Consider the following 25,053-nt stretch of genomic DNA (forward strand, 5'->3'; position numbering starts at 1 on the left):
ATGGAAATAGAAAAAATAGAGAGGAAAGAGGAAGAGAGGCAGGCGAGAATAATAGTTTCCTCAACGCTAATGATCGAGCAAGCAGCCAGGCGCATCGGCCCTTGCTCTTTTTTATGCGGCTGCGAAAAACCAGTCTTGCCAAAGTTGATGACCGAAAATATTTACGATAAGATGAAGAAGAACAAACTATTTGATTATGAGAGGACAAGCAGCATTAAAAGAGGAGAAGAGGTGCATTTGTTTGACTATTTCTTCAGAAGCGCTGTTGGCATTATTGAAAATCATTGCGATTGATATTATTTTATCCGGTGACAATGCCGTGGTCATTGCGATGGCAACTCGCAAGCTGCCAAAGCATCAGCAAAACAAGGCGATTTTCTGGGGGACAGGCGGCGCAGTTCTCTTGCGTATTTTATTTGCCACTGTCATTGTCTTTTTGCTAGAAATGCCGTTCGTTCATTTAGCAGGCGGACTATTGCTTCTGTGGATTGCCTATAAAGTGCTGGTTGAACGGGAGGAAGAAGCGCATGTTCAGTCATCAGACCGCTTGTTGAAAGCGATTATGACGATTATCGCCGCCGATGCGGTAATGAGTTTGGATAATGTTGTAGCGGTGGCGGGGGCGTCAGAAGGACATGTCGGCATGATCGCCTTCGGTGTGGCCATCAGCATTCCCATTATGATTTTCGGTTCAAAAGCCATTATGAAGGTGATGGAAAAACATCGCTGGATCGCTTATGTCGGATCAGGAATTTTAGCATGGACAGGTGGAAAAATGGTGATGGAAGATGAAGGATTTATGCGTCTTCTTCATCTTCAGAAAGGACCGCTCACTTACGCGATTACCGTAGGATTAACCATTTTCGTATTAGCTGTCGGATATGCGACCAATAAAAAAGCGGAAAGCAAGGAAGGAACGATTGTCTAAGGGAGGAAAATAGTCCTTTCTCTGTCCGCGGATGGGGGGAAGAAGAACCACAATGAAGATCGACAATATTTTGGTGACCGGAAGGCTGTATGCGGAGATGGCGCCATTATTGCAACAAAAGAGACCGGATAAAAACTTCCGTTTTGTTGCGGAAGAAGCGGTTTGCCGCGATGATTTTTTTTGGGCGGATGTGTATGTCGGTTTTCGTCCGGTTCCTTCCTTTGAATTTGGCGACATTCGCTGGGTTCACTCACTTGGCGCCGGGGTCGATGCGTTTTTATGGAACCGGGAGTGGAAAGAAGATGTGGTACTGACGCGGACGATCGGCTCGTTTGGCGAACAAATTAGCGAATATTGCCTTAGCTATATGCTGCGGGATTTACAATGCCATGATGTATATGGATGGTACCAATCCCAGCGGCAATGGAAGACGGTCGCACCAACGCTGCTGCGGACGCAGCGTGTCGTTATTTATGGAACGGGCGAGATCGGACAGCAGATTGCCCGCCACCTGCGCCTGTTTGGCGTTGCACCGATCGGTGTTTCACTAAGCGGGCAGAAAAAACCGTATTTTTCCGAGGTGTGTTCCACGGAACAGGCGGAAGAGGTGCTGCCAAAAGCAGATTGGATTATTGCCGCACTTCCGCTGACAAAACAAACGTATCATCTGTTTGATGAAAGGTTTTTTTCTCTTTTAAATAATGCTTGCTTCATTAATGTTGGCAGAGGAGCGACGGTCGATGAAACGGCGCTATGGAGCGCATTGGAAACCCGTCATGTTCGTCTTGCTGTTTTAGACGTGGTTGAAGAGGAACCGTTGCCGCCGACATCACCGTTATGGCTGCATCCAAACGTCATCATTACGCCGCATATCGCTGCGCTGACATCGGCGGAAGAAGCGGTGGACTGCTTTTTGCAAACGCTGTGGCGAATGGAAAACAATCAGCCGCTTTTCAACCGGGTAGATATCGAAAAAGGGTACTAAAAACGGGCGTGTCCATTTTGGGACATGCCCGTTTTCATTTTAAGATATAAGATATTAACGATCGGTAACGACCACATAAGTCGCTTTCATCGGACCGTGAACCCCGACGACTAAATTCATCTCAATATCGGCCGAGTTGCTTGGGCCGGTAATAAAGTTGACGCACGAAGGGACAAGATGCCCTTTTTCGATCTGTTCATGGATATAAGCAGCGGCTTGGGTCATGCGCGGCACAATGGTGCTTTTAGCGATGATCGAGATATATGTTTTTGGCAAAAAGCTGACGGTGCGCCCTTTTCCATTTCCGCTGAACAGCACGACTGTCCCTGATTCGGCCAGCGTCATATCGCTAAACGTAATGCCGACGTTCGCTTTTTCGGCAAAATCGATATTTTTTCTGCCTAGCGCAGCGTTCCAAATGTGAACCTCCACGTTTTCGTTTGGCCACTCGCGGCGCAGCAAGCCGGTTAATCCGTATTCGCCAAAGCGCGGATCGTCCCACGTGACAACCGGGCCGCCCCCGTATTGGGCAACGACCTGCTTTACCGTTTCCGCTAGCGTGTCGCATGTCGTTTCTACGTATTGTGTGTGAATGAGTGCGCATTGCGCTTTTAACACGGCCAATAAATCGTCTTGGCTGTAGCCTTCAAATACTTTCCATTGCGGCTGATACTTCCAGTGCGGGCGAGATACTCCTGATACACGGCGCTGCCGCCCGAGCCGGTCGGCAATCGCTTGTAAAAAAGCGTCGCGGTTATGAATCGTTCCGGTCTTCATCGCTTGTCGCCTCCTTTTTGATGTTTGCGGAACCAGTCACGGAATCGTTCTTTATTCGGCGCTGGGAATTCACGGCTTTCCGTCCACGCCTTCAGCGGGCCGGGGCCTTTAGAAATGCGGTCATCGTTTGTAAATGGCGCCAAGGCGTTTGATGCGACTTTCGAGCCGAATTGATAGAGAAAAGGTGAAGAGGTTCCTAACCGAAACGCTTTCATGGCCAGCTTTTCCGCCACCGGCGCTTTTCCTTCCCGCTCGACAATGACTTGGCGGTGCTTTAGCAACAATTCATGAAGCGGAATTTTAACCGGACAAACTTCCGTACAGGCTGCGCAAAGGGAGGAGGCGTACGGCAGTTCCTTATAATCGTCATATCCGCCTAGCAACGGCGACAGGACAGCGCCGATCGGTCCGGAATAAATCGAGCCGTAGGAATGTCCGCCAATGTGGCGGTACACTGGGCAGACGTTGACACAAGCTGCGCAGCGGATACATTGCAATACGGGCTGAAATTCTGTGCCAAGGATGGTGGATCGGCCATTATCGACAATCACAAGATGAAATTCTTCCGGGCCGTCGGCATCTCCTTCATCGCGCGGGCCGGTTAATACGGTAATATAGCTCGTTAATTTTTGCCCGACCGCGCTGCGCGTCAACATGCTGACAAGCACTTCCATTTCCTCAAATGTTGGCACGATGCGCTCCATTCCCATGACGGTAATTTGTGTCTTTGGCAGCGACGTCACTAAATCCGCATTTCCTTCATTCGTCACCAGCGTAATCGATCCGGATTCCGCAATAGCAAAATTGCAGCCGGTAATGCCGATATCGGCCGTGAGGTATTCGTGACGCAGCATTTTCCGTGCATGAAGCGCCAGCTCCTCCGGTTTTTCCGATTTTTGATAGCCAAGTTTGCGGCGGAAAACGTCGCGAATTTGCTCTTTATTTTTATGAAGGGCAGGACCAACGATGTGCGAAGGAGGATCATGGTCATCAATTTGCAAAATGTACTCGCCAAGGTCTGTTTCAATCACTTCACAGCCGATTGCTTCTAACACAGGGTTTAAGTTAATTTCCTCCGTTACCATCGATTTCGATTTCACGATTTTTTTCGCCTTTTTTTGCATGGCCACATTGCGGATGTAATTATTCGCTTCTTCCGCCGTTTTTGCGAAAAAGACGTGGCCTCCCCGTTTGGCAACGTTTTCACTCAATTGCATTAAATAATAGTCCAAATTTTCTAGGGTATGCTGGCGAATTTCCTCGCCGAGAGAGCGCCATTCTTCCCAGTTGCCAAGCTCTTTCGTAACCCCGATCCGTCTTTCGTACCCGCGGTCCTGCATGCCGGCTACCGCACCGCGCATAAATTGGTTATGCAGGTTTGTCTCTACTCGCTCCCAGAACGGTTGATTTCCTATTTTCATTGGCATATGCGAATCCCTCCTTTTAACGGCTGTTTAACACTTCGGCAATGTGCATGATTTTAATCGGCTTTCCTTGCCGCTTGATGCGTCCGCCGATATTCATTAAACATCCGCAATCGGCTCCGATCAGATAATCGGCTTGTGTCTCTTCAATATGTTCAATTTTTTCGTCCACCATCTGTTCGGAAATTGGCCCCATTTTTACGGAAAAGGTTCCGCCAAATCCGCAGCATTGATGGGCATTCGGCAATGGAACAAGTTCCAGCCCTTTTACGTTTTTTAATAGCCGGAAAGGCGCTTCTTTCACGCCAAGCAGCCTTGTCATATGGCATGACGTATGGTAAGTGGCGCGTCCTTCGAGCTTGGCGCCAACATCTTCGACCTTCAGCACGTCAACAAGAAATTGTGTTAGTTCATACGTTTTTGCAGCCAACGCTTTCGCTTTTGGCTCCCATTCCGGATCACCGCGGAAAATGTGCGGATATTCCTTAAACATGGATGCGCACGAGCCGGAAGGAGTAACTACGTAGTCGGCATGTTCAAACGTGCGGATCATATGCTTCATTGCTTCCTTTGCTTCTTTGGCATAACCGCTGTTGTAGGCAGGTTGTCCGCAGCATGTTTGCGCTTCTGGAAAGTCCACTTCGCAGCCTAACCGTTCCAACAGCTCTACCGTTGCTTTTCCCGCGTTCGTATAGAACAAATCGATGAGACAGGTGACGAACAAGGAAACTTTCATGGTAAATCTCCTTCCACATAATAATTGTCATAGGATGAAGTGAACAGGTCATCAGATGACTTTGTATTTATTATATACTATTTTCAGAGAATAGAAGTATATTTTGACGCAATTTTTGTAAAATAATAAAAAAGCACTCAGTTGTTTCGCTGAGTGCTTATATATCGATGAAGCACGTTTTCTACATTGGTCAGATGCTGAAGCATTCGTTCCTGCGCGGCTTCTGCGTTTCCTTCTTTAATCGCTTGGAAAATTTCCGTATGCTCGCGCAGAAGCTTTTCCGTTGTCGTCTGCTTCGAAAACAGCCAAATCCGCCGCGTTTCCCGCATTGTTTCGACCATCATTTCCGATACGCTGTTCATTAAGCTGACTAAAATGGGATTATGGGAAGCGACAGCAACGGCCATATGAAAAGCAAGATCCGCCTTTTCGCCAAGCTCGTCGTTACCGATGCCATCTTTCATGTCGCGAAGTGCTTGTTCCATCGCATGCAAATCTTGCTCTGTCCGTTTGTTCGCGGCTAAAGAGGCGGCACCGGCTTCAAGAAGCTTGCGCACTTCAAGCAAGTGCCAAATATCCTCTTTGTTCATCAGCACGGCCATGGAAAGCGGGAACATGAGCATCGTCGGGTCAAATTCGCGCACGTAGGTGCCTTCCCCTTGCTTTAATTCGATCAATCCCATTGCTTTTAACGCGGTCAGCGCCTCGCGGATGGCGGCCCGTCCTACTTGGAACTTTTCGGCAAGCTGTTGGACAGAGTCCAATTTATCTCCAGGCTTTAGTACACCGGTTTTGATCATATCAAAAATCGCTTCCGCTACTTCCTCATAAATCTTTTTTGTTTTAATGCGCTTAAAATTCAATGCATTCACCCCGATATCGCGAAACTCAATATTTTGCATTCTAAATCTATGGACTTGTGGATACATCGTTTCGTTAAACATAAGAGAATTCAGAATTCGCGTTGTTTATATTATACACCCAATATAGAGGAAACAAGCAATTTCTTTGTCTAAGAGAATTTTAGCAATCGGACGAAAATTTAAAAATATTAAAAAACAACTATTGTCTTTTTCAGTAACCACCTCTATAATTTGAGACGAGTAATATTTTATTATCCGGTCATCTGATGACTAAGGATGAGCCTCATTATAGGGATGGGAGAATAGCTTCACTTACATTTACACAAAGGGGGAGGATTGTTTATGCAGTGGAAGCAGGATTTTACGCCCATCGCAGATCATCTTTGGCTGTCAGCCATCGTAGCATTAATTCCAATTTTATATTTTTTCTGGGCGCTCGCTGTCAAGCGAATGAAAGGGCATATTGCTGGGGTTACAACATTGCTCCTTGCTTTGCTAATTTCTGTAATCGCTTACAGAATGCCGGTGGGAATGGCTGCCATGTCGATCACACAAGGGGCGGTTTACGGGTTGTTGCCGATTGGCTGGATTATTATTACTTCTGTCTTTTTGTATAAACTGACCGTTAAATCCGGCTATTTTGATATTATTCGCAATTCGGTGACGTCGATTACAGAAGACCGCCGCCTGCAGGCATTATTAATTGCGTTCTCATTCGGAGCATTTTTGGAAGGAGCTGCTGGATTCGGAGCGCCGGTAGCGATTTCCGCGGCGCTGCTTGTCGGGCTAGGATTTAATCCGTTGTATGCGGCGGGAATCTGTTTAATTGCTAATACCGCTCCGGTTGCCTTTGGCGCGATTGGAATCCCGATTATCTCGATGGAAGGACCGACAGGTATTCCGGCAATGGAAATTTCAAAAATGGTAGGGCGGCAATTGCCTTTTCTATCCGTATTTATTCCATTCTATCTTGTGCTTATTATGGCTGGATGGAAAAAAACAATGGAAGTATTGCCGGCAATCATTGTATCAGGAGTTTCTTTCGCGGTTACCCAATACTTTAGCTCGAACTTCCTAGGTCCTGAGCTTCCTGATATTTTATCCGCTTTAGTTTCGATGTTTGCGTTGGCTGTTTTTTTGAAATTTTGGAAGCCAAAAAGCACGTATCGTTTTTCAACGGAATCGGAAGTAGCAGCGACTGCTCAGGCTAAAGCTGTTTCCTACACAGGCGGGCAAGTGTTTAAAGCTTGGTCTCCGTTTCTGGTGCTAACAGCGTTTATTTCTCTATGGGGGATACCGCAAGTAAAAGCGGCGTTGACAGGGCATTATGAGGGCACAAACGGATTGTTAAAGTTAATCAATTCGATTGGCTACCATCTGACATTTATGCCGGAAGTGCCGGGATTGAACAATAAAATTATCAATGCGAGCGGTCAGCCGATTGCGGCAGTATATAAATTAGAATTGCTCGGCGCGGCCGGCACAGCCATCTTGTTAGCAGCGTTCGTAACGAAATTTATTGTCAACGTGTCTTGGAAAGACTGGGGGCGTACATTTATTGAAACGTTGGATGAATTAAAGTTCCCAATTATAACAATTGCTTCGGTGGTCGGCTTTGCTTATGTCACCAACGCTTCCGGTATGAGCACGACGCTTGGTATGGCGTTGGCTAAGACAGACGCCCTGTTTCCGTTCTTCTCGCCATTTTTAGGGTGGCTCGGCGTGTTTATTACTGGTTCTGATACGTCTTCGAACTTGTTGTTTAGCAATTTGCAAAAGGTAACGGCGACATCCATCGGCATGGATCCAGTTTTAGCGCTGGCGGCGAACTCTTCCGGTGGGGTTGTCGGGAAAATGATCTCGCCGCAGTCCATTGCAGTTGCGTGTGCAGCGGTAGGTCTGGCCGGAAAGGAGTCCGATTTATTCCGGTTTACCGTGAAGCATAGCATTTTCTTAATTATTTTGATTGGCATTCTTGTATTCTTGCAGTCTAATGTTTTATCATGGATGATTCCATAGCGTGTTTAGACGGTTAGGGACGGTGCTTAGCGGACGACATGAAGGGTGCGCTAGGCTTTGTCCCTTTTCTGCGCGCATGGTGAAACCGGCATGTTGCGCAGCCGAAAAAGAGAAATGAAAGGATGAGAAACTTGATTTCTAACGAAGTAAAACAGCAGCTGATCCGTATTGTCGGGGAGGAAAATTACGATGATTCCAAAGCAGGAAGACTTGTTTATTCCTATGATGCCACCCCGCAATTTCAATCGCTGCCTGATGCGGTGATTGCGCCAAGAAATACGCTGGAAGTTTCGCGAGTTGTGAAAATTTGCAATGAACACCGGATTCCCATCGTTCCGCGTGGGTCAGGGACGAACCTTTGTGCGGGCACGTGTCCGGTCGAAGGCGGAATCGTTCTTGTGTTCAAACATATGAACAAAATTTTAGAGATTGACGAAGAAAATTTAACGGTTACCGTTCAGCCAGGCGTGATTACGCTCGATTTAATGAATGCGGTCGAGGCGAAAGGATTGTTTTACCCGCCGGATCCGAGTTCGATGAAAATTTCGACGATCGGCGGAAACATTAATGAAAATTCGGGAGGCCTGCGCGGGCTAAAATACGGTGTTACCCGCGATTATGTCATGGGGCTTGAAGTGGTGCTTGCCAACGGAGAAATTATTCGCACCGGCGGCAAATTAGCCAAAGACGTAGCAGGATATGATTTAACCCGTCTGTTCGTCGGTTCGGAAGGGACGCTTGGCGTTATTACGGAAGCAACGTTAAAGCTGATTCCAATGCCGGAAACGAAGAAAACAATGCTTGCACTATATGAAGATCTGGAGGCGGCGGCCCGCTCGGTTTCGAAAATTATCGCCAACAAAATTATCCCAGCCACCCTTGAATTTCTTGATCAGCCGACATTGGAAGTAGTAGAAGCATACGCGCAAATCGGCTTGCCAACCGATGTTCAAGCGGTGCTGTTAATTGAACAGGACGGGCCAAAGGAAGTGGTGGAGCGGGATATGAAAAAAATGGCGGAAATTTGCAAAAAGGAACAAGCCGTTTCCGTACAGCTCGCCCGCTCCGAAGAAGAGGCCGAGGCACTGCGAACGGCACGACGCACAGCCTTGTCCGCACTTGCCCGCCTCAAACCGACCACCATTTTGGAAGATGCGACCGTGCCGCGTTCCGAGATTGCGAAAATGGTAAAAGCGATTAATAAAATCGCGGAAAAATACAATGTGAAAATATGCACTTTTGGTCATGCCGGAGACGGCAATTTGCATCCGACCTGTCCGACAGATGCACGTGACCGCGATGAGATGGAAAGGGTTGAAAAAGCGTTTGAGGAAATTTTCGCAAAAGCGATTGAACTTGGCGGAACGATTACCGGCGAGCATGGAGTCGGGGCGATGAAAGCGCCGTATTTAGAGTGGAAGCTCGGCGAAGCGGGCATTGCCGCGATGAAGGCTATTAAGCAGGCGCTCGACCCGAATAACATTATGAACCCGGGCAAAGTATTCGCGAAAAGCACAAGAAAACGGGTGGTGGTGACACGATGACGACGGAAAAAGAAAGGGAGATCATCCAGAAGCAGTTTCAGGAGCGGATGGATGAAGACGAGCTGATGAACTGCATGCGTTGCGGATTTTGTCTGCCGACATGCCCGACGTACATTGAATCGGGGTTTCAGGAATCCCATTCCCCAAGAGGGCGCATCGCTCTCATGAAAGCAGTCGTCGACGGGCTGATTGAGCCGGATGAGGATGTCGAGCGCTCGTTAAATATGTGTTTAGGCTGCCGGGCATGCGAGCCGGTCTGTCCTTCCGGAGTCCGCTACGGGCACTTGCTTGAAGAAGCACGCGACATTATTCAGCAGCATAAAAAACATTCTTTTCTAGTCCGCGTTGTTCGCAAGCTTGTATTTCATGAGCTGTTTCCATACCCGGAGCGGATGCGGATGGCGATGGGACTGATCGGCTTTTACCAGCGTTCCGGCCTGCAGTCATTCGCGCGGAAAACCGGCCTGCTAAACATCTTGCCTTCTTCGTTACGACAAATGGAAAAAGTACTGCCAAATGTGCCACCGCTAAAAGAGATGAAAGAGCGGCCGCATCATCTTGCGCCGGAAGGGCCAGTAAAGCGGCGTGTTGCTTTTTTCACGGGCTGCTTAATGGACACGATGTTTATGGCAACGAATGACGCGACGATGCGCTTATTGCAGTTAGCCGGATGCGAAGTGATTATTCCGCCGGCGCAAACGTGCTGCGGCGCGCTGCATGGACATGGAGGGGAGAAACAAAAAGCAAAAGAGCTGGCAAAACGAAACATCGAAGCATTTGAACGGTTAGAAGTCGATGATATTGTGACCAATGCCGGCGGCTGTGGCGCTTTCTTAATGGAATACGACCATTTGCTGAAAGACGAGGCGGAGTGGAGCGAACGGGCGAAAGCTTTTGTGGCGAAAATAAAAGATATTTCCGAAGTGCTCGTTGAATTGGATTTTCAGCAAAAACGGCTGAAAGTTCCGCCGCAAATCGTGACGTATCAAGATTCCTGCCATTTGCGCAACGTCATGAAGACTTCTGCAGCGCCAAGAAAGCTGCTTCGCGCGATTGAAGGAGTGGAGTTTCGAGAGATGAAAGATGCCGACCGCTGCTGTGGGTCGGCGGGCATTTATAATATCGTCGAGCCGGAAATGTCGATGCAGATTCTCGATTACAAAATGGAAATGGCCAAACAGACAAAGGCGGCCACGATTGTGACGGCCAACCCCGGCTGTCTTTTGCAAGTGAAGCTTGGCATTGAGCGGGCGGGGCTTGCGGGTCGCGTCCGAGCCGTCCATCTTGTTGATTTTCTTCTCGAAGCAGCCAAAGGAATTCAGGCGTCTGAACAGGAAGAACCCATTCGCAAAACGTCATAATCGCAAAAGGAAAGAGTGGACAAGCCTTGCTTAAAGTGAAACCCCGCGTTACATCAACAGTAACGCGGGGCTTCTTCACCGAAGCATTTATAGAACCGTGCTGATCATCTTTGGTACGGCCTGGAGGGCTTTTCCGGTACCGATCGCTACCGCTTCAATCGGATTAGGTGCAGTGTAAACCGGAACGTGCAGCTCGGAACTAAGCCAATGTTCGATTCCGTGAAGAAGGGCGACGCCGCCGGTTAACACAATGCCGTGGTCAATAATATCACCGCTTAGTTCTGCCGGACACTCTTCCAGTACCGTATGGATGGCGCCAAGAATTTCGAAAAGCGATTCTTCGATGGCTTTTTGCACTTCTGTAGAACTCAACGTCACCGCTTTTAAAAAGCCGGTCACCAAGTCGCGGCCATGAATGACCATGGTTCGTTCTTCATGGATGCCAGGAGCATGGCCAATTTCCATTTTAATTTGTTCCGCTGTCTGCTCGCCGATTAATAAGTTATAATGTTGTCTTACATATTGAATAATATCATCATCTAGCTGATTGCCGCCGACACGAAGCGACTGGCAGGCAACGACTCCGCCAAACGAAATAATTGCCGCTTCCGTCTTGCCGGCGCCTAGATTGACGACGACATTGGCCACCGGCTCATCGACCGGCAAGTCAGCGCCGATCGCCGCAGCAACCGGTTCTTCAATTAGGTGTACGTGTTTCGCTCCGCAATGTTTGGCGATTTCATAAAAGGAACGGCGTTCTACGGAAGTAGCGTGAAATGGGACGCTGATGACGACGTTTGGCTTTTTGACCGAAAAACCGATGCGTTTGCCGGCAAGTTTCAACACTTGTTTGAGCATCGTTGCCGCTTTGTCAAAATCAGCAATCACCCCATTTTTTAATGGATAAGTCGTTTCGACATGATTTGGGGTTTTCCCGATCATCACTTTTGCCTCGTTGCCAATCGCCAGTACTTCGTTCGTTTGAACATCATAGGCAATCACTGCTGGTTCGTTAAAAATAATGCCTTTATTTTTACTATACAGCTGTATATTCATTGTTCCTAAATCAATCCCAATTTCCGAAGAAGCAAACATGCTTAACACCTGCCTTATACAAGAATGGATTTACCGAAAGCGTAAGCAGCAGTTTGAATCAGATAAGCAGAGTTCCATTCATACATATATAACTTTCGATCCCATTGTTTCTTTTATGACGATGAAATGTGAAAAAGAGAAAAATATGTCGATAGGTAGTATGGCTAAGGGGAAAAATTCCTAACGGATGGAAAAAAATTTTTTTCTTTCCATGTATAAAATAATAAAAAAGGGGAAATGAATAGTAGCGTAAAGTTTTCCAAGTATTCCCCCGATCCCCTATGAATATATAGAAGCCCTCCTATATCGGGAGGGCAACTTTTTTGTAATATAAAAACTCTCTACACATTAAGCACGCTTGCTTAATATGCCAGAGAGTTTTTGTTATTTCCTTATAATCGTTTTGCTCCGACATATCTTTTCTTCCAATAAGAATTATTTAAATTGTCAATTTTCACTCCTTTTGATACGGCGTGGATGATGCGGTTGCCCCCGATGTAAATCGCTACGTGGGAAACGCCTTTTTTGCTTTTGGATGTATTAAAGAATACTAAATCTCCAGGCTTTAATCCTGATTTATATACGGTTTTCCCTTTTTGGTACATCAGTTTAGAAGAACGAGGCAAAGTTATTCCAATTTTTTTATGTGTATAATATACAAACCCGGAACAATCAAACCCTCTTGGTGTAGTGCCGCCATATCGATATGGAGTGCCAATCAGTTTTTTCGCTTCAGCAATTAATAACTTCGTGTTCCCTGCTGCTTCAGTGCTGGAAGTGTTTACAAATAAAGAGGAAAATAGAACTAAAAACGATAGTGAAGCTAGTGCGATAAATTTCTTCATTTTCCCTAAACCCCCGACAACAAATTTTCCGATTCGACTTAACTTGACTATAGTATAACAAAGGATAGGACTCATTTTTTTTACAGTTGAATTAAATAATGTTACAGCCAAGTTACAAATATATAACCTAGTCCTAATTCCTTATATAAATTTTTTCTTTATTAATAATGTAAAAGTTCACTACAAATCAATACTTATGTACTAAAATGAACACCGATTATGTCGTAAATTGTCGAATGAATAGGAATGAGGTAGGAAAGAAGGGGACAAACAACCTTTCTATAATGTTCATAAAGAAATCGAATAATAGATGATGGTGATTGTTTATGTCGAAAGAAATCGAATATATTTTATGGATGAGTTTTCTCGTGTTTCTTGTCTATTTGCTGGCGATATATATCCAAGTAAAACGAAAATCGCTGGAAAAATATAAGCGGGAATTAGAAGCAAGCGAAAATCGTTTTAAACGGTTCATGGAAATGACAATGGAAGGAGTTATTGTTCATGGGCACGGCCAAGTGATGGAAGCGAACCGCGCTGCCTGCCAGCTGCTTGGATATGTGGAAAGCGAGCTGATCCATATGCCGATTGGCGATTTAATAGTCGCCGGTTCGTTGAAGAAAATGGAGCACGATGATTGCCAGGAAGAACGCTACGAAATTCAACTTCGGAGGAAAGACGGCACCGTTTTGCCGGCAGAAATCGTGCAGCGCAAGTATGACCATGATGGTAGAAAGGTAAATTTCACGGTGATTCGCGATATTACAGAACAGAAGAAAAATGAAGAAAAAATGCGCTATATAACGACGCATGACGATTTAACCAGACTGCCCAATAAGGAAGCAATTCACCATGCCATTGAGAAAAGTATTCAGGAGGCATCTTCCCGCCAGGAAGAAGTGGCTATTATGTTTCTTGAGATTAGCGGGATGAAGACGATTAACGATTTTTACGGATATGCCGTAGGCGATCAGGTGCTGCTGCGAATCGCAACGGAATGGAAAAAACGAAGCGGCGAAAATGTGTTGCTAGGAAGATGGAGCGGCAATGAATTTATTGCGATTTTGCCCAAAAGCGCGAAAGAAAAGGCGGAAATGGTTGCTAAACAGTTTAGTGAAATTGCTGATGTACCAATTGTGGTAGAAGGCCTAAAATTATATGTTACAATAAAAATTGGCATTAGTTTATATCCAAAGGATGGAATGGATTCAAAAACATTAATTCGAAAAGCAGATATTGCGAGATACCGGTCCCGGAAAAAGGTAGCAAGCGAATTTTTGTTTTTTGAGGAGCCAATGGCCCTCGTGCTTCACAAAAAGATTGCCATGGAGCGAGAATTGCGCCGGGCACTGGAAAAAAGGGAATTTGAACTTTATTATCAACCGCAAATTCGGCTAGATAACGGTGCCATTACCGGCATGGAAGCGTTAATTCGCTGGAACCACCCGGAAAAAGGGATTATATCGCCCCATACATTTATCCCTGTCGCCGAACAAACTGGCATTATTATCCCGATTAACGAATGGGTGATTCGTACCGCTTGTCGGCAAACAAAACAATTATTGGAATATTTCCCTAACCTATCAGTATCTGTTAATTTATCTTGTTATGAGTTTGAAAACCGTCGTTTTGTCGATAAGCTGGCGAATCTGCTTGAGGAGACAGGGTTGCCACCGCATCATTTAGATTTGGAAATTACGGAGCGGATGGCGATGGATACAGAGCGGGTGATCGCGATTTTAACCAAGCTGAAAGCAATCGGCGTTACGATCAGCATGGACGATTTTGGCACAGGCTATAGCTCGCTCAGTTATTTAACCGACTTGCCGATTGACCGTTTAAAAATTGACCGTTCGTTTGTTCGAAATATTCAAGGAAAAAAAGATGCGATTTTGCCGGCGATTATTCGTCTCGGGCATAATATTGGTGTGAAGGTGCTCGCTGAAGGAGTAGAGACGGAAACGGAAGCGGCCTATTTAAGAAATAAGCGTTGTGATGAGGCGCAAGGATATTATTTTGCCCCGCCGCTGCCGTATGAAGCGTTTCTCATCTTTCTGCGCGGACAGCACCGGAATGAATTGCGGATACAGGAGATGAAATGATGGATATTTTTTGGAGAATAGCGGAAGATAAAATTCGCGAAGCGATGAAAAACGGAGAATTCAATAATCTTCCTGGCTTTGGAAAACCGCTTGAACTGGAGGATTTATCTCATATTCCCGAAGACTTGCGAATCGGTTATTTGATATTAAAAAATGCTGGCTACGTCTCTGAGGAAGTCGAGTTAAAAAAAGATTTAATGACGTTAGAAGATTTGTTGCGCTGTTGTGAAGATGAAGAGGAAAAAAAGGAATTGAAGAAGAAGCTAAATGAGAAATTGTTGCGCTGGAATGCGCTCATGAAAAAGCGAAATAAAACAAATTCCCAAGCATTGCGCGACTATCAGCGGCGAATCGACGAGAAATTCCGGTAATCAACGGGAAAGCTTGCTGTGAAAAAGCAGCAAGTTCTTTTTTTCATTTTATGTGAAAGGAGCGTGGAAAAATGGGGAAAATAGGGATGATGCTGGTGAATGGCATTCCTGCTTTTATGGGAGCAAAAGAAGCGGTGCGTTTCCGATGAACAAAAATTGTTGTCGTATTAGCAGATGGAACTTTTCAACGGCTAATGCCAAAATGGTGTGAACAATACAAAGGAAAAAGGAGAGTGTGAGTCAGATGAAAAAAACGTGGATTTCTTTCCTAACTGTTTTAATGCTGACCATCCCGGCAGGAGTGCTGGCCGCCAATCCGGATTCCAACTCGGCGCAACAAGGCAGTATTGTCAAAGCTAACCACGCGATGGAACATTCATTTGCCGGACATATGTTCAAGCACGGAGAGCTCGATGAACAAAAATGGATGGGAATAGTCAAACAATATACGCCAGACCAAGCCGATGAATGGAAAAAAGTTCTGAATGAGCGCAAACAATTGCGGGCAAAACTGCAAGATGAACAAGTGAAAAAAGCGTTGAAAGCAAAATGCAAAGAGATGAAACAAAAGCGAGAGCAAGCGCTCGATCGGCTGATTGACCGCCTTGCAAACCAAGAAATAACGAAAGAACAATTTAAGCAAGAGTTGAAACAATTACACAAGAAGAAAAAATGGATGTCCAAAGAAGAAAAGCAAAAACTGCGCGAGCTTCATCATAAAACATATGAGGCGATGAAAGAAAATGATAAAGAAGCGCTTGCTGAGTTGCTTCCGCAATGGCTAAAGCATATGAAAAAAGAAAATGAACGGTTAGCAGAATGGATTCAAGAAGCGACGCAAAGATAATATAATGAAGAAAAAGGCCGTGGATTTCTACACGGCCGTTTTTTGTAAAGGGGAAAATGGTATGGGATATCCAATTATGCTGAATGTCGCAAATCAAAGCGTTCTCGTTGTCGGCGGAGGAAAGGTGGCGGAACGGAAAATTTACGGCTTGCTGGAAGCAAAGGCAAAAATTACGGTAGTGGCCCCCACGATTACAACGGGGATTGAACAGTTAGCCGCAGATAAAAAACTGATTTGGCGGCAAAAAACGTTTTCTCCTGATGATATGAAAGAAGCGTGGATCGTGATTGCCGCAACGAACAATCGGGCTGTGAACGAAGCGGTGGCGAAAGCGGCGAAGCCTTATCAGCTTATCAACATTGTTGATGACCCGGAACGGTCCAATTTTCATGTTCCTGCGGTCGTAAGGCGCGGCAGATTGACGATTGCGATTTCGACAGGCGGCGCAAGCCCGACCATCGCGCGGCAAATCCGCCGCCGGCTTGAGGAACTGTACGATGATGACTACGGGCGGTATATCGATTTTCTTTACGAATGCCGGCAATGGATTTTACGGCATGTGCGCGATGAACAAAAAAGGAAAGAATTATTTAAAGCAATTGCTGACGAATCATTTTGCAAGAGGGGAAATTGGGAGGAGGAGTTTGAACAGCTGCTGGAGAATGCTATGAAAGAGGAAATTAGGCGAAAGGAAGAGTAGGATGACGATACCAATCTATGTCGTAGATGCGTTTACGAACGAGCGATTCAGCGGAAACCCGGCTGCTGTTTGTCTTCTTTCTGCCCCAATGCCAGAAGAATGGATGCAAAAGGTAGCGGCGGAAATGAATTTATCAGAGACGGCGTTTCTGTCCCCGTATAAAAATGGATACTTGCTGCGTTGGTTTACGCCAAATGCAGAGGTGGATTTATGCGGCCATGCGACATTAGCGAGCGCACATATATTGTGGGAACTCGGGAAGGTCGATCCTGATGAGATGATTTCGTTTTATACGAAAAGCGGCACTTTAACAACCCGCAAAGATGGTGAGTGGATACAGATGGATTTTCCGAGCGAGCCGCCGGCACCGATTGCTGCCTATCCAGATGAACTAGTCGAAGCGCTTGGAGTGGAGCCGCTGTTTGTTGGAAGAAATCGGTTTGACTACCTCATTGAAATAGAGTCAGAACAACAGCTGAGGGAATTGCGGCCGAACTTCACCTTATTACAGCAAGTCAAAACACGCGGGGTTATTGTCACAAGCCGGTCCTCAACGGAGAAATTTGACTTTTTTTCCCGCTGCTTTTTCCCTGCGATTGGCATCCCGGAGGATCCCGTCACCGGTTCGGCGCATTGCTGCTTGGGGCCTTATTGGAAGACAAAGTTAGGAAAATCATTGCTTATAGCTTATCAGGCGTCGAAAAGAGGAGGAGTAGTCAAAGTCAAAGTAAATCATGATAGGGTGGGGCTGTCTGGACAAGCAGTAGCCGTATGGAAAGGTGAGTTAGTAGACTGATAGAAATATGGAACAAGCAACCTTCCCTCTATGGAGAAAGTTGCTCGTTGGTTCAATCTTCCCATTTATACGTCCAAAACCGCTCGGTCTTCAGCCACTCTAACGCGTCGCCGCCACGTTTTTTCGCCGCTTTCATCAATCCTTCCGTTTGCGAGCGGTGCGCTTGGATGGCAGCAAGTTTTTTCTCGATGACCGAGCTGACATCGCGAATGACATCTGGCTTGCCTAAGTCTTGCTCACAGTTTTTCGCGAACGCGACGCAGTGAACGGCCGGACGCTTATCTTTTGGCAGGCGCTTAAGAGCGCGAATGACGGCAGCGCCGCATGCGTCATGATCCGGATGGACGCTGTAGCCTGGGTAAAACGTAATGACAAGCGATGGGTTTGTTTCAGAGACAATTTCGCCGATGCGGTCGGCGAGCAATTCTTCATCTTCAAATTCCACCGTTTTATCGCGGTAACCGAGCAGCCGCAAGTCATGAATGCCAATCACTTTACATGCTTCTTCCAATTCTTTTTTGCGGATCAGCGGCAGCGTTTCGCGGTTCGCAAACGGTGGCGTCCCCATGTTTCGTCCCATTTCGCCGAGCGTTAAACAGGCATAGGTGACAGGCGTTCCGTTTTCGATGTGCTGTGCCAACGTTCCTGACACTCCAAACGCTTCATCGTCAGGGTGAGGAAATACAACGAGTACGTGTTTTTCCTTCATGCTCCAGCCCTCCCTCCATGCATTAAAACGGCTCGTGGCTCAGCTGCAGGGCAACCGCCAATCTTCCTTCGTAATCATGGCCGGCTAACAGCAGCTGCCCTTTCTCGGTTATTTCCCAATGGGTTAATCCTTCCGCATAAACCCAGCCAAAATCTAATTTCAGACCGACGCGGTACGGTCCGTTTCCTGTGATTCTGCCGCGGCTGAAACGAATCAGCGCGTTACGGATGTAGGCTCCGGCGGAAAAAAATCCTTCGTTGTGATGGGAGGCGTACGCACCGTTCGTTGTTTCTAAATGAATATATACGTCTTGGTTGGCAAAGCGGCTGATAGCTGCTTGCACTTCGCGAACGTCAATGGGTTGCAAGCCAATCTCCTCCCTAGTCGTTCATTTTTTACTATTTTACCTGAAACAAGCGAAAGAACGGAAATATTTCGTTTTACAAAATTTTTTATTATAATAAAAAAGAATACGCATCTAAGACTCGTCAATAGAGAAATACGCACCAATATGAAAAAGAGGTGGTATTGATGAGTTTTCAAGGGAATGGTATAACATTTTTAAATTTTGATCATACGTACCCGTCGCAAAAACAGCTGTTTCGCTTTCCGCATGAATGGATTGATTTCACTGATTTAGCCCATACGAACTTGTATTGTGAGCCGGAGTCCTTGCAGGAAATCGAAAAACGGCTGCGCCTTCGCCGCCAAAAAGGAGCGGTGTTCATCGGCAACGGAAACTATCATTATGTTTCTTATTTGCTTCTTCAAGAAATCAAAGAACCTTTTACTCTTGTACTTTTCGATCATCATACCGATGTTGGAAGCGGGGATGATCCTGTTATTTCCTGTGGTTCATGGATATCATATGCGCTAAAGCATCCTTATTTAAAAAAGGTCGTTATGATCGGTCCAAAATCTTCACCACAGCATCTTCGTCTATCTCCTAACATTACTGTCTTCTCGCCGGATCGTTACAATGTTTCTCCAAGTATGCTTTTTTCCATCATTCCAACTCACAGTGTATATATTAGTATTGATAAAGATGTGCTTCGCCGCGATGATGCGGTAACAAACTGGGATCAAGGGACGATGCCGTTATCGTTTTTGCTTGCTTGTTTACGCCATTTATTACTCCATAAAAAGGTTGTCGGCGTGGATGTATGCGGTGAATACCCGCAAGCTTCCATTGATATCTTTCATCCTACTTGCCGGGAAGCCAATCGGAAAAATGAGCATGCCAATCGCTTAATTATGGAAACGTGTTTTCACTATGCATCGACGCACCCGCTTCTGGCGTAATAGAAGAAAGAGGCTGTCTTTATTGGCAGCCCTTTAATATATAATGCGAAATTGTTTTTCTTTTGGATTCACTGCTATTTCCTGCACGGACATCTCTGTTACTTTGGCAAACATCGTTCCTTCACGGATGGTGTCCATAAATAGCTGAATGGCTTCTTTATTTCCTTGAACTTCCATTTCCACTGTGCCATCGTCATTATTTCTGACCCAGCCGGTCAGCTGCCGCTTTAGCGCCTCATACTGTGTAAAATAGCGGAACCCGACGCCCTGGACGCGTCCGTGAACGATAAGATGAAAACGCTTCATCTATCCCTCTCCTTGCCAACTATGTTTCTATTCTCATCATACAATAAGCAAGGGATTTTGTGTATGCAATCGGAGAGAAGAAAAAAGGAGCCTAAGTGGAGATTAGGCTCCCTTCGCAGCGCGCAATAATGTTTCGATGTTTTTTTTGACCAGCTGTTGCAAAAAAGGATGGTATCCTAGGTAATGACATAAAATCCATTGCTGATGCAGCGACTGAAAAGAGTGCAGTTTTCGTTCAATCGTTTTCATTAATACGCCGGTAAATAATAAGTAAGGAACGACAAAGATGTTTTTATAAGATGAACGTCTTGCCTTATCCAAACCTTCTTCCAGCGTTGGACGGATGGCGGCTAAAAAGCAGACATCCACACACGGAACGTCTGTTTTTGACTGCAGACGGTTGGCGATTTTCTCGATATCGCGCTTTGTATCCGGATCGCTGCTGCCTCTTCCGATAAGGAGAATCATTGATTTGCCGTCTAATGGTACCCCTTGTTCATGGATTCGGGCGATGACGATGTCAATCATCGTTTCATGGACGCCGAACGGTTTCCCACATACGATTTCCACATGGGGATGACGCTGTTTCGCTTGGCGGAGCGCCTCCGGGATATCGTGTTTAGCGTGTCCGGCAGATAAAAGCAGGAGCGGGAGAACAATGATGCGGGTTGCTCCTTTTTGCACGCAAATATCAATTCCGGTGATGATATCCGGCTTAACCAGTTCAAGAAAACAAAGTTCCTGAATGGGGACGTCGATACTACTTTTGCATTTTTCGACGAACGCAGCCGCCTCCTGCCGCGCCCGGGGGACGCGGCTGCCGTGAGAAACATACAATACCGCTTCCATCTTTCCCCTCGTTACAACGCCGTATTGGCGGCCGCGTTTTGTTTGGCAAGCAGCTGTTCAAACCATTGAATGTTTGCCCGCAGTTTCACGACGTCCCCAATGATGATCATGCTTGGGTTTTCGATTTTTTCTTTAGCGACGACATTGGCAATCGTCGCTAAAGTAGCCGTTACCGTCCGCTGATCTACAGTCGTTCCCCATTGAATAGCGGCCACAGGCGTGGAAGGAGATTTCCCGTATTTCATCAGCTGGTTGCAAATATACGGGAGATTGCTAATGCCCATGTAAATAGCAAGCGTATCAATGCCTTTTGCAAGGGTTTCCCATTTGATTTCTTCTTCGCTTCCTTTCCGCTTATGGCCGGTGATGAAAGCAACGCTAGAGCTGAAATCGCGATGGGTGACCGGAATGCCGGCGTAAGCAGCAGCGGCGATTCCTGAGGTAATGCCAGGAACGATTTCAAACTCGATGCCATGCTTGACCAGCGCTTCCGCTTCTTCACCGCCGCGGCCGAACACAAACGGATCACCGCCTTTTAAACGGACGACCGTCTTTCCTTTTTTGGCGTGCCGAACAAGGAAATGGTTAATCGTTTCTTGCTGCATCGTATGATAGCCCGGCAATTTGCCGCAAAAGATGAGTTCCGCATCTTTTTTTGCGTAGGAAAGCAACTCTTCGTTAATGAGGCGGTCGTATAAAATGACATCGGCTTGCTGGATGCATTTAAGGCCTTTTACGGTGATCAACTCGGGATCGCCGGGACCAGCCCCAACTAAGTATACTTTTCCCATCTTCATTTCAGCCCTTTCTCGTGTTTTTATGAAGAACGGCGAGGTTCGCTGTATACAACGAACCCGCCGCCGCGACGAATCGGTTTTTTTTCGTGAAGTGAGATATCTGTATAATCGGGAACTTTAAAGAAATGTTTTTCCAATTCGACTTCGGCGAGGCGAAATGCTTGTTCATCATCGTCTGCGGCAATGACGACATAAATGATTTCTGTTTTCGTTGTTACTTCAAGCCGGTACAGAAACATTGCCGCCCACCTTTTATGCCACTGTGCTGACTTGCGCCAAAATGCGGTCTAGCTCTGCTTGCAGCGGCTCTATTCCGACGCGGTCCAAATAAGCCAAGAACGTTTCGCCCGGCAATTTTGTTCCTTTGAAATAGGTTAATAGATGTAAAAGCACTTCGGAAATTTGTTCCGCGTCTATTTTTCCTTTTAATTTTTGGCTTTGATTGTATTTGCCGCCGTTGAGCAACGTGCCGCCGACGTAAATTTCAAACGCCTCGATCATGCCTTTGTCTTTTGTTTTTGTTTTAATGCCTTGTAGGCCGATATCTGCGATTTGCCGTTGACCGCATGAGTTTGGACAACCGACCATATGAATGCGTACCGGAACGTCTAGTTCCAAACGTTCGTCTAAATATTCAGCGACGCGCCGCATCCGTTCTTTCGTTTCGACGAGCGCCAAATTGCAAAACTCGGTGCCTGTGCAAGAAACGGCGTATCCGGTAAACGTTTTTGGACGAATGGAAATCCGCTCGAATACTTTCTCTTGCAACACTGCGTCGACGTATTCATCTGGGATATTTGGAATAATTAAGTTTTGCGAATTGCAAGTACGGACTTCGCCGGTGCCATATTGACGAGCGATTCTTGCGATTTCGAATACTTCATCCGCGCTTAAGCGGCCTAATGGAACGTTGAAGCCGATATAGTTTAATCCTTCTTGTTTTTGGCGATGGACGCCGTAGAAATAGCCAGGGTTCCATCCTTTTTGCACATCTTCCCCTTTGGATGGAAGCGGACCAGTCAGCTCGATTAATTTTTCTTTAAATTTATCGATGCCCCAGTCGGCGACAAGGAATTTGAGACGGGCGCGATGACGTTTTTCGCGGTAGCCGTAGTCACGGAAAATCGTTGTGACCGCGACAGCGACGTCTTTCACGCGATCTGGCGTCACGAACACATCCAGTGTTTGGGCAAGATATGGAGCAGACGATAAACCGCCGCCGACTTTCACATGGAATCCAAGAACTTCTTTACCGTCGATTACTTTTTTCGCCGGCGTAAACGACAAGCAATGGATTTCCGCGTTAACCGTGTTATAGACGTTTGCGCTGATTGAAATTTTGTATTTGCGCGGCAAGTTGGAGAAATCTTCATTGCGTTGGAAAAATTCATATACTTCGCGGACGATTTCTCTCGTGTCGAACAGTTCGTCCGGATCGATACCGGCAAGCGGGTTGCCGACGATATTGCGCGTAATGTCGCCACAGGCACCGGCGGTAGATAGCCCCACCCGCTTTAAGCGTTCAAAAATATCAGGAATGTTTTCAATTCGCAGCCAATGGAATTGAACAGATTGACGGGTTGTAATGTCAAACAAACCGCGTCCGTAATCACGGGCGATGCCTGCTAGCGTCTCGAGTTGCTCGTTATTCAAAATCCCGGAAGGAACGCAAACGCGCATCATAAAATAGCCGGCTTCTCTAGGGCGCTGCAGGTAAAGCCCCGCCCATTTGAAAAGATCCCATTCTTCTTGCGGGATAGAAGAGAATCCGTGTTTTGCATAATAAGGAATATCATCAAAAATTTTTAATCCGTCTTTTTTTAGCTTTTTTAATTCCACTTTGTTTAAATTTGGGTTATTTGCCCATACTTTTTCATACGCCATTTTAAGATTCCCCCTTTATAAAATTTCGATCGCGCAAGTAAGCAATCACTTGATTGGCACATTCGTCTATCGTGTAGCGATGTGTTTCAATCGTCAGTTCCGGCGAGACAGGCGCTTCATACGGAGAATCGATGCCGGTGAAATCGCGAATTTCGCCGTTTCTCGCTTTTTTATACAGCCCTTTTGGGTCGCGTCTCTCACACTCTTCTAGCGGGCATTTCACATAAATTTCGATAAACTCGTCTTTTTCTACTAAATTGCGCACAAGCTCGCGATCTTGCGCGAAAGGAGAAATAAATGCCGTTAGGACGAATTGGCCGCTGTCGACAAACAGCTTGGCGACTTCGCCGATGCGGCGAATATTTTCGGTGCGGTCTTCGGCGGAAAAGCCGAGATCCTTATTGAGACCATGGCGGATGTTGTCTCCGTCTAATACATAGTTTTGCACGCCAAGGTCAAATAGTTTTTTTGATACGGAGTTTGCGACCGTCGATTTACCGGAGCCGGAAAGCCCGGTAAACCATAAAATACAGCTGTGATGCCCGTTGCGTTTGCGGCGGTCTTCTTTTGTAACCGCTGTTTGGTGCCAAACGATGTTCGTGCTCAATCTCGCTCCTCCTTTAACGTGTAGATGAGGTGACAGCTTCGCGCTGCTTTAGTCCTTTAATCAATACCGCTGCGACTTCCGGGCGGCTGAACGTGCTTGGCGGCACTTGTCCGTTACGCAGCATTTCCCGCACTTTTGTGCCGGATAATACAACGTGGTATTTCGGATCATGCGGGCATGTTTTCGTTGACGCCATGCCTTCGCATTTCGTGCAATAAAAGCTATGTTCAAAAAACAATGGAGTAATGCCAAGTTCTTCCGCAGTGAAATTCAAAAAGATTTTTTGCGCATCATACGTGCCGTAATAGTTGCCGACACCAGCGTGATCGCGTCCGACGATGAAGTGGGTGCAGCCGAAGTTTTTGCGCACCATCGCGTGGAAAATCGCTTCCCGCGGTCCGGCGTAGCGCATCGCTGCTTGGAACACGCCTAAAAAAACACGGTCTTTCGGATAATAGTTTTCTAGCAATACTTGATAGCTTTCCATGCGAATGTCCGCCGGGATGTCATCCGCTTTCGTTTCGCCGACGAGCGGGTTTAAAAAGAGACCGTCGACAATTTCGAGCGCACATTTTTGGATGTATTCATGGGCGCGATGGACAGGATTTCGCGTTTGAAAGCCGACTACCGTGTTCCAGCCAAGCTCGGCAAAACGCTTGCGTGTTTCTGCCGGATCAAAGTAGAACGGAGCAAACCGACCTTTGTCGGTCCGTTTAACTAATGTAATTGGCCCGCCTACGTACACATTTGGCTTTTCAAATAGTTTCTGTACGCCTGGATGTTTGAATTCATCTGTTTTGTAGACAAGAACTGCTTCTTTTGTTTTATCAGGTTGATAGATTTCTTGAATATCAATGACTCCATATACTTCTCCGTTGTAAACGAGTTTCGCCGTTTCGCCGACAGAAAGCTCTTTTGCCTTTTCTTCGGTTACAGCAAGGGTAATCGGAATGCTCCATACGGTGCCATCAGTGAGCCGCATGGTTTCGACAACAGAATCATAATCGTTTTTTGTCAGAAAGCCGGTAAGCGGGCTGTAAGCTCCCGTTCCGATTAGCTCTAAATCACTTAATTCCGCCTTAGACAACTCAATCGTTTTTGTGACGGTATTTACTGGATAGTCAGGGTTCCAACGATTCACTAAAGTGCCGCCATGTGGAATGCTTAAGCTCATGTTGATTGATACCTCCTAAATTTATTTATTTT

General features: G+C 46.3%; 26 protein-coding genes and 1 pseudogene. 12 read left to right on the forward strand and 15 right to left on the reverse strand.

Annotated elements, in window-relative coordinates:
• Genes HT574_RS16660 through HT574_RS16670 form a run of 3 tightly spaced genes read left to right on the forward strand, consistent with a single transcriptional unit; the run spans position 1 to position 1,913 of the window.
• Positions 1-294, forward strand: a complete 294-nt coding sequence (locus HT574_RS16660) for a hypothetical protein (protein ID WP_175245451.1) — start codon at positions 1-3, stop codon at positions 292-294.
• Positions 197-928: a TerC family protein gene (locus HT574_RS16665; protein WP_175245535.1), complete on the forward strand. Its 732-nt coding sequence runs from the start codon at positions 197-199 to the stop codon at positions 926-928. Before HT574_RS16660 ends, HT574_RS16665 begins: the two co-directional genes overlap by 98 nt.
• Before the next feature lie 52 nt (positions 929-980).
• On the forward strand, positions 981-1,913 hold the full coding sequence (locus HT574_RS16670; RefSeq protein ID WP_017436113.1) for a D-2-hydroxyacid dehydrogenase: 933 nt from the start codon (positions 981-983) through the stop codon (positions 1,911-1,913).
• Between the two features lie 54 nt (positions 1,914-1,967).
• Here the strand turns inward: HT574_RS16670 and HT574_RS16675 are convergent, their stop codons facing one another.
• From HT574_RS16675 to HT574_RS16690, 4 genes are all read right to left on the reverse strand, one after another.
• Positions 1,968-2,690 carry a LutC/YkgG family protein gene (locus tag HT574_RS16675; RefSeq protein WP_175245466.1) on the reverse strand — a complete coding sequence of 241 codons (723 nt, stop codon included), beginning with the start codon at positions 2,688-2,690 and terminating at the stop codon, positions 1,968-1,970.
• On the reverse strand, positions 2,687-4,117 hold the full coding sequence (locus HT574_RS16680; RefSeq protein ID WP_175245467.1) for a LutB/LldF family L-lactate oxidation iron-sulfur protein: 1,431 nt from the start codon (positions 4,115-4,117) through the stop codon (positions 2,687-2,689). Before HT574_RS16680 ends, HT574_RS16675 begins: the two co-directional genes overlap by 4 nt.
• Before the next feature lie 16 nt (positions 4,118-4,133).
• Positions 4,134-4,850, reverse strand: a complete 717-nt coding sequence (locus HT574_RS16685) for a (Fe-S)-binding protein (RefSeq protein WP_017436110.1) — start codon at positions 4,848-4,850, stop codon at positions 4,134-4,136.
• A gap of 137 nt (positions 4,851-4,987) precedes the next feature.
• The gene (locus HT574_RS16690) at positions 4,988-5,713 is read right to left on the reverse strand and encodes a FadR/GntR family transcriptional regulator (protein WP_026078539.1); all 726 of its coding nucleotides are present in this window, start codon (positions 5,711-5,713) and stop codon (positions 4,988-4,990) included.
• A gap of 342 nt (positions 5,714-6,055) precedes the next feature.
• Between HT574_RS16690 and HT574_RS16695 the strand changes: the two genes are divergently transcribed.
• The 3 genes from HT574_RS16695 to HT574_RS16705 all read left to right on the forward strand — a co-directional run bounded on the left by HT574_RS16695 (position 6,056) and on the right by HT574_RS16705 (position 10,637).
• Positions 6,056-7,732 carry an L-lactate permease gene (locus HT574_RS16695; protein ID WP_175245468.1) on the forward strand — a complete coding sequence of 559 codons (1,677 nt, stop codon included), beginning with the start codon at positions 6,056-6,058 and terminating at the stop codon, positions 7,730-7,732.
• 131 nt (positions 7,733-7,863) lie between these two features.
• Positions 7,864-9,276 carry a glycolate oxidase subunit GlcD gene (gene glcD, locus HT574_RS16700; RefSeq protein WP_175245536.1) on the forward strand — a complete coding sequence of 471 codons (1,413 nt, stop codon included), beginning with the start codon at positions 7,864-7,866 and terminating at the stop codon, positions 9,274-9,276.
• Positions 9,273-10,637, forward strand: coding sequence for a (Fe-S)-binding protein (locus HT574_RS16705; protein WP_175245469.1), 1,365 nt, complete (start codon positions 9,273-9,275; stop codon positions 10,635-10,637). Before glcD ends, HT574_RS16705 begins: the two co-directional genes overlap by 4 nt.
• A gap of 87 nt (positions 10,638-10,724) precedes the next feature.
• Here the strand turns inward: HT574_RS16705 and mreBH are convergent, their stop codons facing one another.
• Complete coding sequence (gene mreBH / locus HT574_RS16710; protein WP_017436105.1) at positions 10,725-11,732, reverse strand: rod-share determining protein MreBH; 1,008 nt, start codon at positions 11,730-11,732, stop codon at positions 10,725-10,727.
• Between the two features lie 392 nt (positions 11,733-12,124).
• Positions 12,125-12,577: a C40 family peptidase gene (locus HT574_RS16715; protein ID WP_175245470.1), complete on the reverse strand. Its 453-nt coding sequence runs from the start codon at positions 12,575-12,577 to the stop codon at positions 12,125-12,127.
• Between the two features lie 350 nt (positions 12,578-12,927).
• Here HT574_RS16715 and HT574_RS16720 point away from each other — a divergent pair.
• From HT574_RS16720 to HT574_RS16740, 5 genes and pseudogenes are all read left to right on the forward strand, one after another.
• Positions 12,928-14,679, forward strand: a pseudogene (locus HT574_RS16720) (putative bifunctional diguanylate cyclase/phosphodiesterase); the annotation flags it as partial.
• Positions 14,679-15,050 (forward strand): DnaJ family domain-containing protein, encoded by a 372-nt coding sequence (locus tag HT574_RS16725; RefSeq protein ID WP_175245537.1) that lies wholly within the window; start codon positions 14,679-14,681, stop codon positions 15,048-15,050. The pseudogene HT574_RS16720 and the gene HT574_RS16725, both read left to right, overlap by 1 nt.
• A gap of 244 nt (positions 15,051-15,294) precedes the next feature.
• Positions 15,295-15,897 (forward strand): hypothetical protein, encoded by a 603-nt coding sequence (locus tag HT574_RS16730; RefSeq protein WP_175245472.1) that lies wholly within the window; start codon positions 15,295-15,297, stop codon positions 15,895-15,897.
• 61 nt (positions 15,898-15,958) lie between these two features.
• Positions 15,959-16,597, forward strand: a complete 639-nt coding sequence (locus tag HT574_RS16735; RefSeq protein ID WP_175245473.1) for an NAD(P)-binding protein — start codon at positions 15,959-15,961, stop codon at positions 16,595-16,597.
• A 1-nt stretch (position 16,598) separates the two neighbouring features.
• The gene (locus tag HT574_RS16740; RefSeq protein WP_175245474.1) at positions 16,599-17,393 is read left to right on the forward strand and encodes a PhzF family phenazine biosynthesis protein; all 795 of its coding nucleotides are present in this window, start codon (positions 16,599-16,601) and stop codon (positions 17,391-17,393) included.
• A 52-nt stretch (positions 17,394-17,445) separates the two neighbouring features.
• On the opposite strand, the gene bshB2 is transcribed toward HT574_RS16740, so the two are convergent.
• Positions 17,446-18,102 (reverse strand): bacillithiol biosynthesis deacetylase BshB2, encoded by a 657-nt coding sequence (gene bshB2 / locus HT574_RS16745; protein ID WP_175245475.1) that lies wholly within the window; start codon positions 18,100-18,102, stop codon positions 17,446-17,448.
• Positions 18,103-18,124: 22 nt separating this feature from the next.
• Positions 18,125-18,469 carry a YojF family protein gene (locus HT574_RS16750; RefSeq protein ID WP_017436095.1) on the reverse strand — a complete coding sequence of 115 codons (345 nt, stop codon included), beginning with the start codon at positions 18,467-18,469 and terminating at the stop codon, positions 18,125-18,127.
• Between the two features lie 164 nt (positions 18,470-18,633).
• On the opposite strand from HT574_RS16750, the gene HT574_RS16755 reads away from it, so the two are divergent.
• Entirely contained in the window at positions 18,634-19,404 is a 771-nt protein-coding gene (locus HT574_RS16755; RefSeq protein ID WP_175245476.1) for an arginase family protein, read from the forward strand.
• 33 nt (positions 19,405-19,437) lie between these two features.
• On the opposite strand, the gene HT574_RS16760 is transcribed toward HT574_RS16755, so the two are convergent.
• From HT574_RS16760 to sat, 7 genes are all read right to left on the reverse strand, one after another.
• The gene (locus HT574_RS16760) at positions 19,438-19,710 is read right to left on the reverse strand and encodes an acylphosphatase (protein ID WP_175245477.1); all 273 of its coding nucleotides are present in this window, start codon (positions 19,708-19,710) and stop codon (positions 19,438-19,440) included.
• Positions 19,711-19,812: 102 nt separating this feature from the next.
• Positions 19,813-20,559, reverse strand: a complete 747-nt coding sequence (locus tag HT574_RS16765) for a sirohydrochlorin chelatase (protein WP_175245478.1) — start codon at positions 20,557-20,559, stop codon at positions 19,813-19,815.
• An 11-nt stretch (positions 20,560-20,570) separates the two neighbouring features.
• Complete coding sequence (gene cobA / locus HT574_RS16770) at positions 20,571-21,350, reverse strand: uroporphyrinogen-III C-methyltransferase (protein WP_175245479.1); 780 nt, start codon at positions 21,348-21,350, stop codon at positions 20,571-20,573.
• 26 nt (positions 21,351-21,376) lie between these two features.
• A complete protein-coding gene (locus HT574_RS16775; protein ID WP_175245480.1) occupies positions 21,377-21,595 on the reverse strand; it encodes a DUF3906 family protein in 219 nt (72 codons plus the stop codon).
• A 13-nt stretch (positions 21,596-21,608) separates the two neighbouring features.
• The gene (locus HT574_RS16780) at positions 21,609-23,240 is read right to left on the reverse strand and encodes a nitrite/sulfite reductase (RefSeq protein WP_175245481.1); all 1,632 of its coding nucleotides are present in this window, start codon (positions 23,238-23,240) and stop codon (positions 21,609-21,611) included.
• A gap of 1 nt (position 23,241) precedes the next feature.
• Entirely contained in the window at positions 23,242-23,847 is a 606-nt protein-coding gene (gene cysC / locus HT574_RS16785; protein WP_175245482.1) for an adenylyl-sulfate kinase, read from the reverse strand.
• 13 nt (positions 23,848-23,860) lie between these two features.
• The gene (sat, locus tag HT574_RS16790; RefSeq protein WP_175245483.1) at positions 23,861-25,021 is read right to left on the reverse strand and encodes a sulfate adenylyltransferase; all 1,161 of its coding nucleotides are present in this window, start codon (positions 25,019-25,021) and stop codon (positions 23,861-23,863) included.
• Positions 25,022-25,053 lie beyond the last annotated feature (32 nt).

The sequence above is a fragment of the Parageobacillus sp. VR-IP genome, from assembly GCF_013357975.1.
GTDB classification, from domain to species: Bacteria; Bacillota; Bacilli; order Bacillales; family Anoxybacillaceae; genus Saccharococcus; species Saccharococcus caldoxylosilyticus.

Bases quoted from the DNA above. Each gene is read 5' to 3' on its own strand.
- HT574_RS16660 (WP_175245451.1), top strand. From the start codon at position 1: ATGGAAATAGAAAAAATAGAGAGGAAAGAGGAAGAGAGGCAGGCGAGA.
- HT574_RS16665 (WP_175245535.1), top strand. From the start codon at position 197: ATGAGAGGACAAGCAGCATTAAAAGAGGAGAAGAGGTGCATTTGTTTG.
- HT574_RS16670 (WP_017436113.1), top strand. From the start codon at position 981: ATGAAGATCGACAATATTTTGGTGACCGGAAGGCTGTATGCGGAGATG.
- HT574_RS16675 (WP_175245466.1), bottom strand. From the start codon at position 2,690: ATGAAGACCGGAACGATTCATAACCGCGACGCTTTTTTACAAGCGATT.
- HT574_RS16680 (WP_175245467.1), bottom strand. From the start codon at position 4,117: ATGCCAATGAAAATAGGAAATCAACCGTTCTGGGAGCGAGTAGAGACA.
- HT574_RS16685 (WP_017436110.1), bottom strand. From the start codon at position 4,850: ATGAAAGTTTCCTTGTTCGTCACCTGTCTCATCGATTTGTTCTATACG.
- HT574_RS16695 (WP_175245468.1), top strand. From the start codon at position 6,056: ATGCAGTGGAAGCAGGATTTTACGCCCATCGCAGATCATCTTTGGCTG.
- HT574_RS16705 (WP_175245469.1), top strand. From the start codon at position 9,273: ATGACGACGGAAAAAGAAAGGGAGATCATCCAGAAGCAGTTTCAGGAG.
- mreBH (WP_017436105.1), bottom strand. From the start codon at position 11,732: ATGTTTGCTTCTTCGGAAATTGGGATTGATTTAGGAACAATGAATATA.
- HT574_RS16715 (WP_175245470.1), bottom strand. From the start codon at position 12,577: ATGAAGAAATTTATCGCACTAGCTTCACTATCGTTTTTAGTTCTATTT.
- HT574_RS16725 (WP_175245537.1), top strand. From the start codon at position 14,679: ATGGATATTTTTTGGAGAATAGCGGAAGATAAAATTCGCGAAGCGATG.
- HT574_RS16730 (WP_175245472.1), top strand. From the start codon at position 15,295: ATGAAAAAAACGTGGATTTCTTTCCTAACTGTTTTAATGCTGACCATC.
- HT574_RS16735 (WP_175245473.1), top strand. From the start codon at position 15,959: ATGGGATATCCAATTATGCTGAATGTCGCAAATCAAAGCGTTCTCGTT.
- HT574_RS16740 (WP_175245474.1), top strand. From the start codon at position 16,599: ATGACGATACCAATCTATGTCGTAGATGCGTTTACGAACGAGCGATTC.
- bshB2 (WP_175245475.1), bottom strand. From the start codon at position 18,102: ATGAAGGAAAAACACGTACTCGTTGTATTTCCTCACCCTGACGATGAA.
- HT574_RS16755 (WP_175245476.1), top strand. From the start codon at position 18,634: ATGAGTTTTCAAGGGAATGGTATAACATTTTTAAATTTTGATCATACG.
- HT574_RS16760 (WP_175245477.1), bottom strand. From the start codon at position 19,710: ATGAAGCGTTTTCATCTTATCGTTCACGGACGCGTCCAGGGCGTCGGG.
- HT574_RS16765 (WP_175245478.1), bottom strand. From the start codon at position 20,559: ATGGAAGCGGTATTGTATGTTTCTCACGGCAGCCGCGTCCCCCGGGCG.
- cobA (WP_175245479.1), bottom strand. From the start codon at position 21,350: ATGGGAAAAGTATACTTAGTTGGGGCTGGTCCCGGCGATCCCGAGTTG.
- HT574_RS16775 (WP_175245480.1), bottom strand. From the start codon at position 21,595: ATGTTTCTGTACCGGCTTGAAGTAACAACGAAAACAGAAATCATTTAT.
- HT574_RS16780 (WP_175245481.1), bottom strand. From the start codon at position 23,240: ATGGCGTATGAAAAAGTATGGGCAAATAACCCAAATTTAAACAAAGTG.
- sat (WP_175245483.1), bottom strand. From the start codon at position 25,021: ATGAGCTTAAGCATTCCACATGGCGGCACTTTAGTGAATCGTTGGAAC.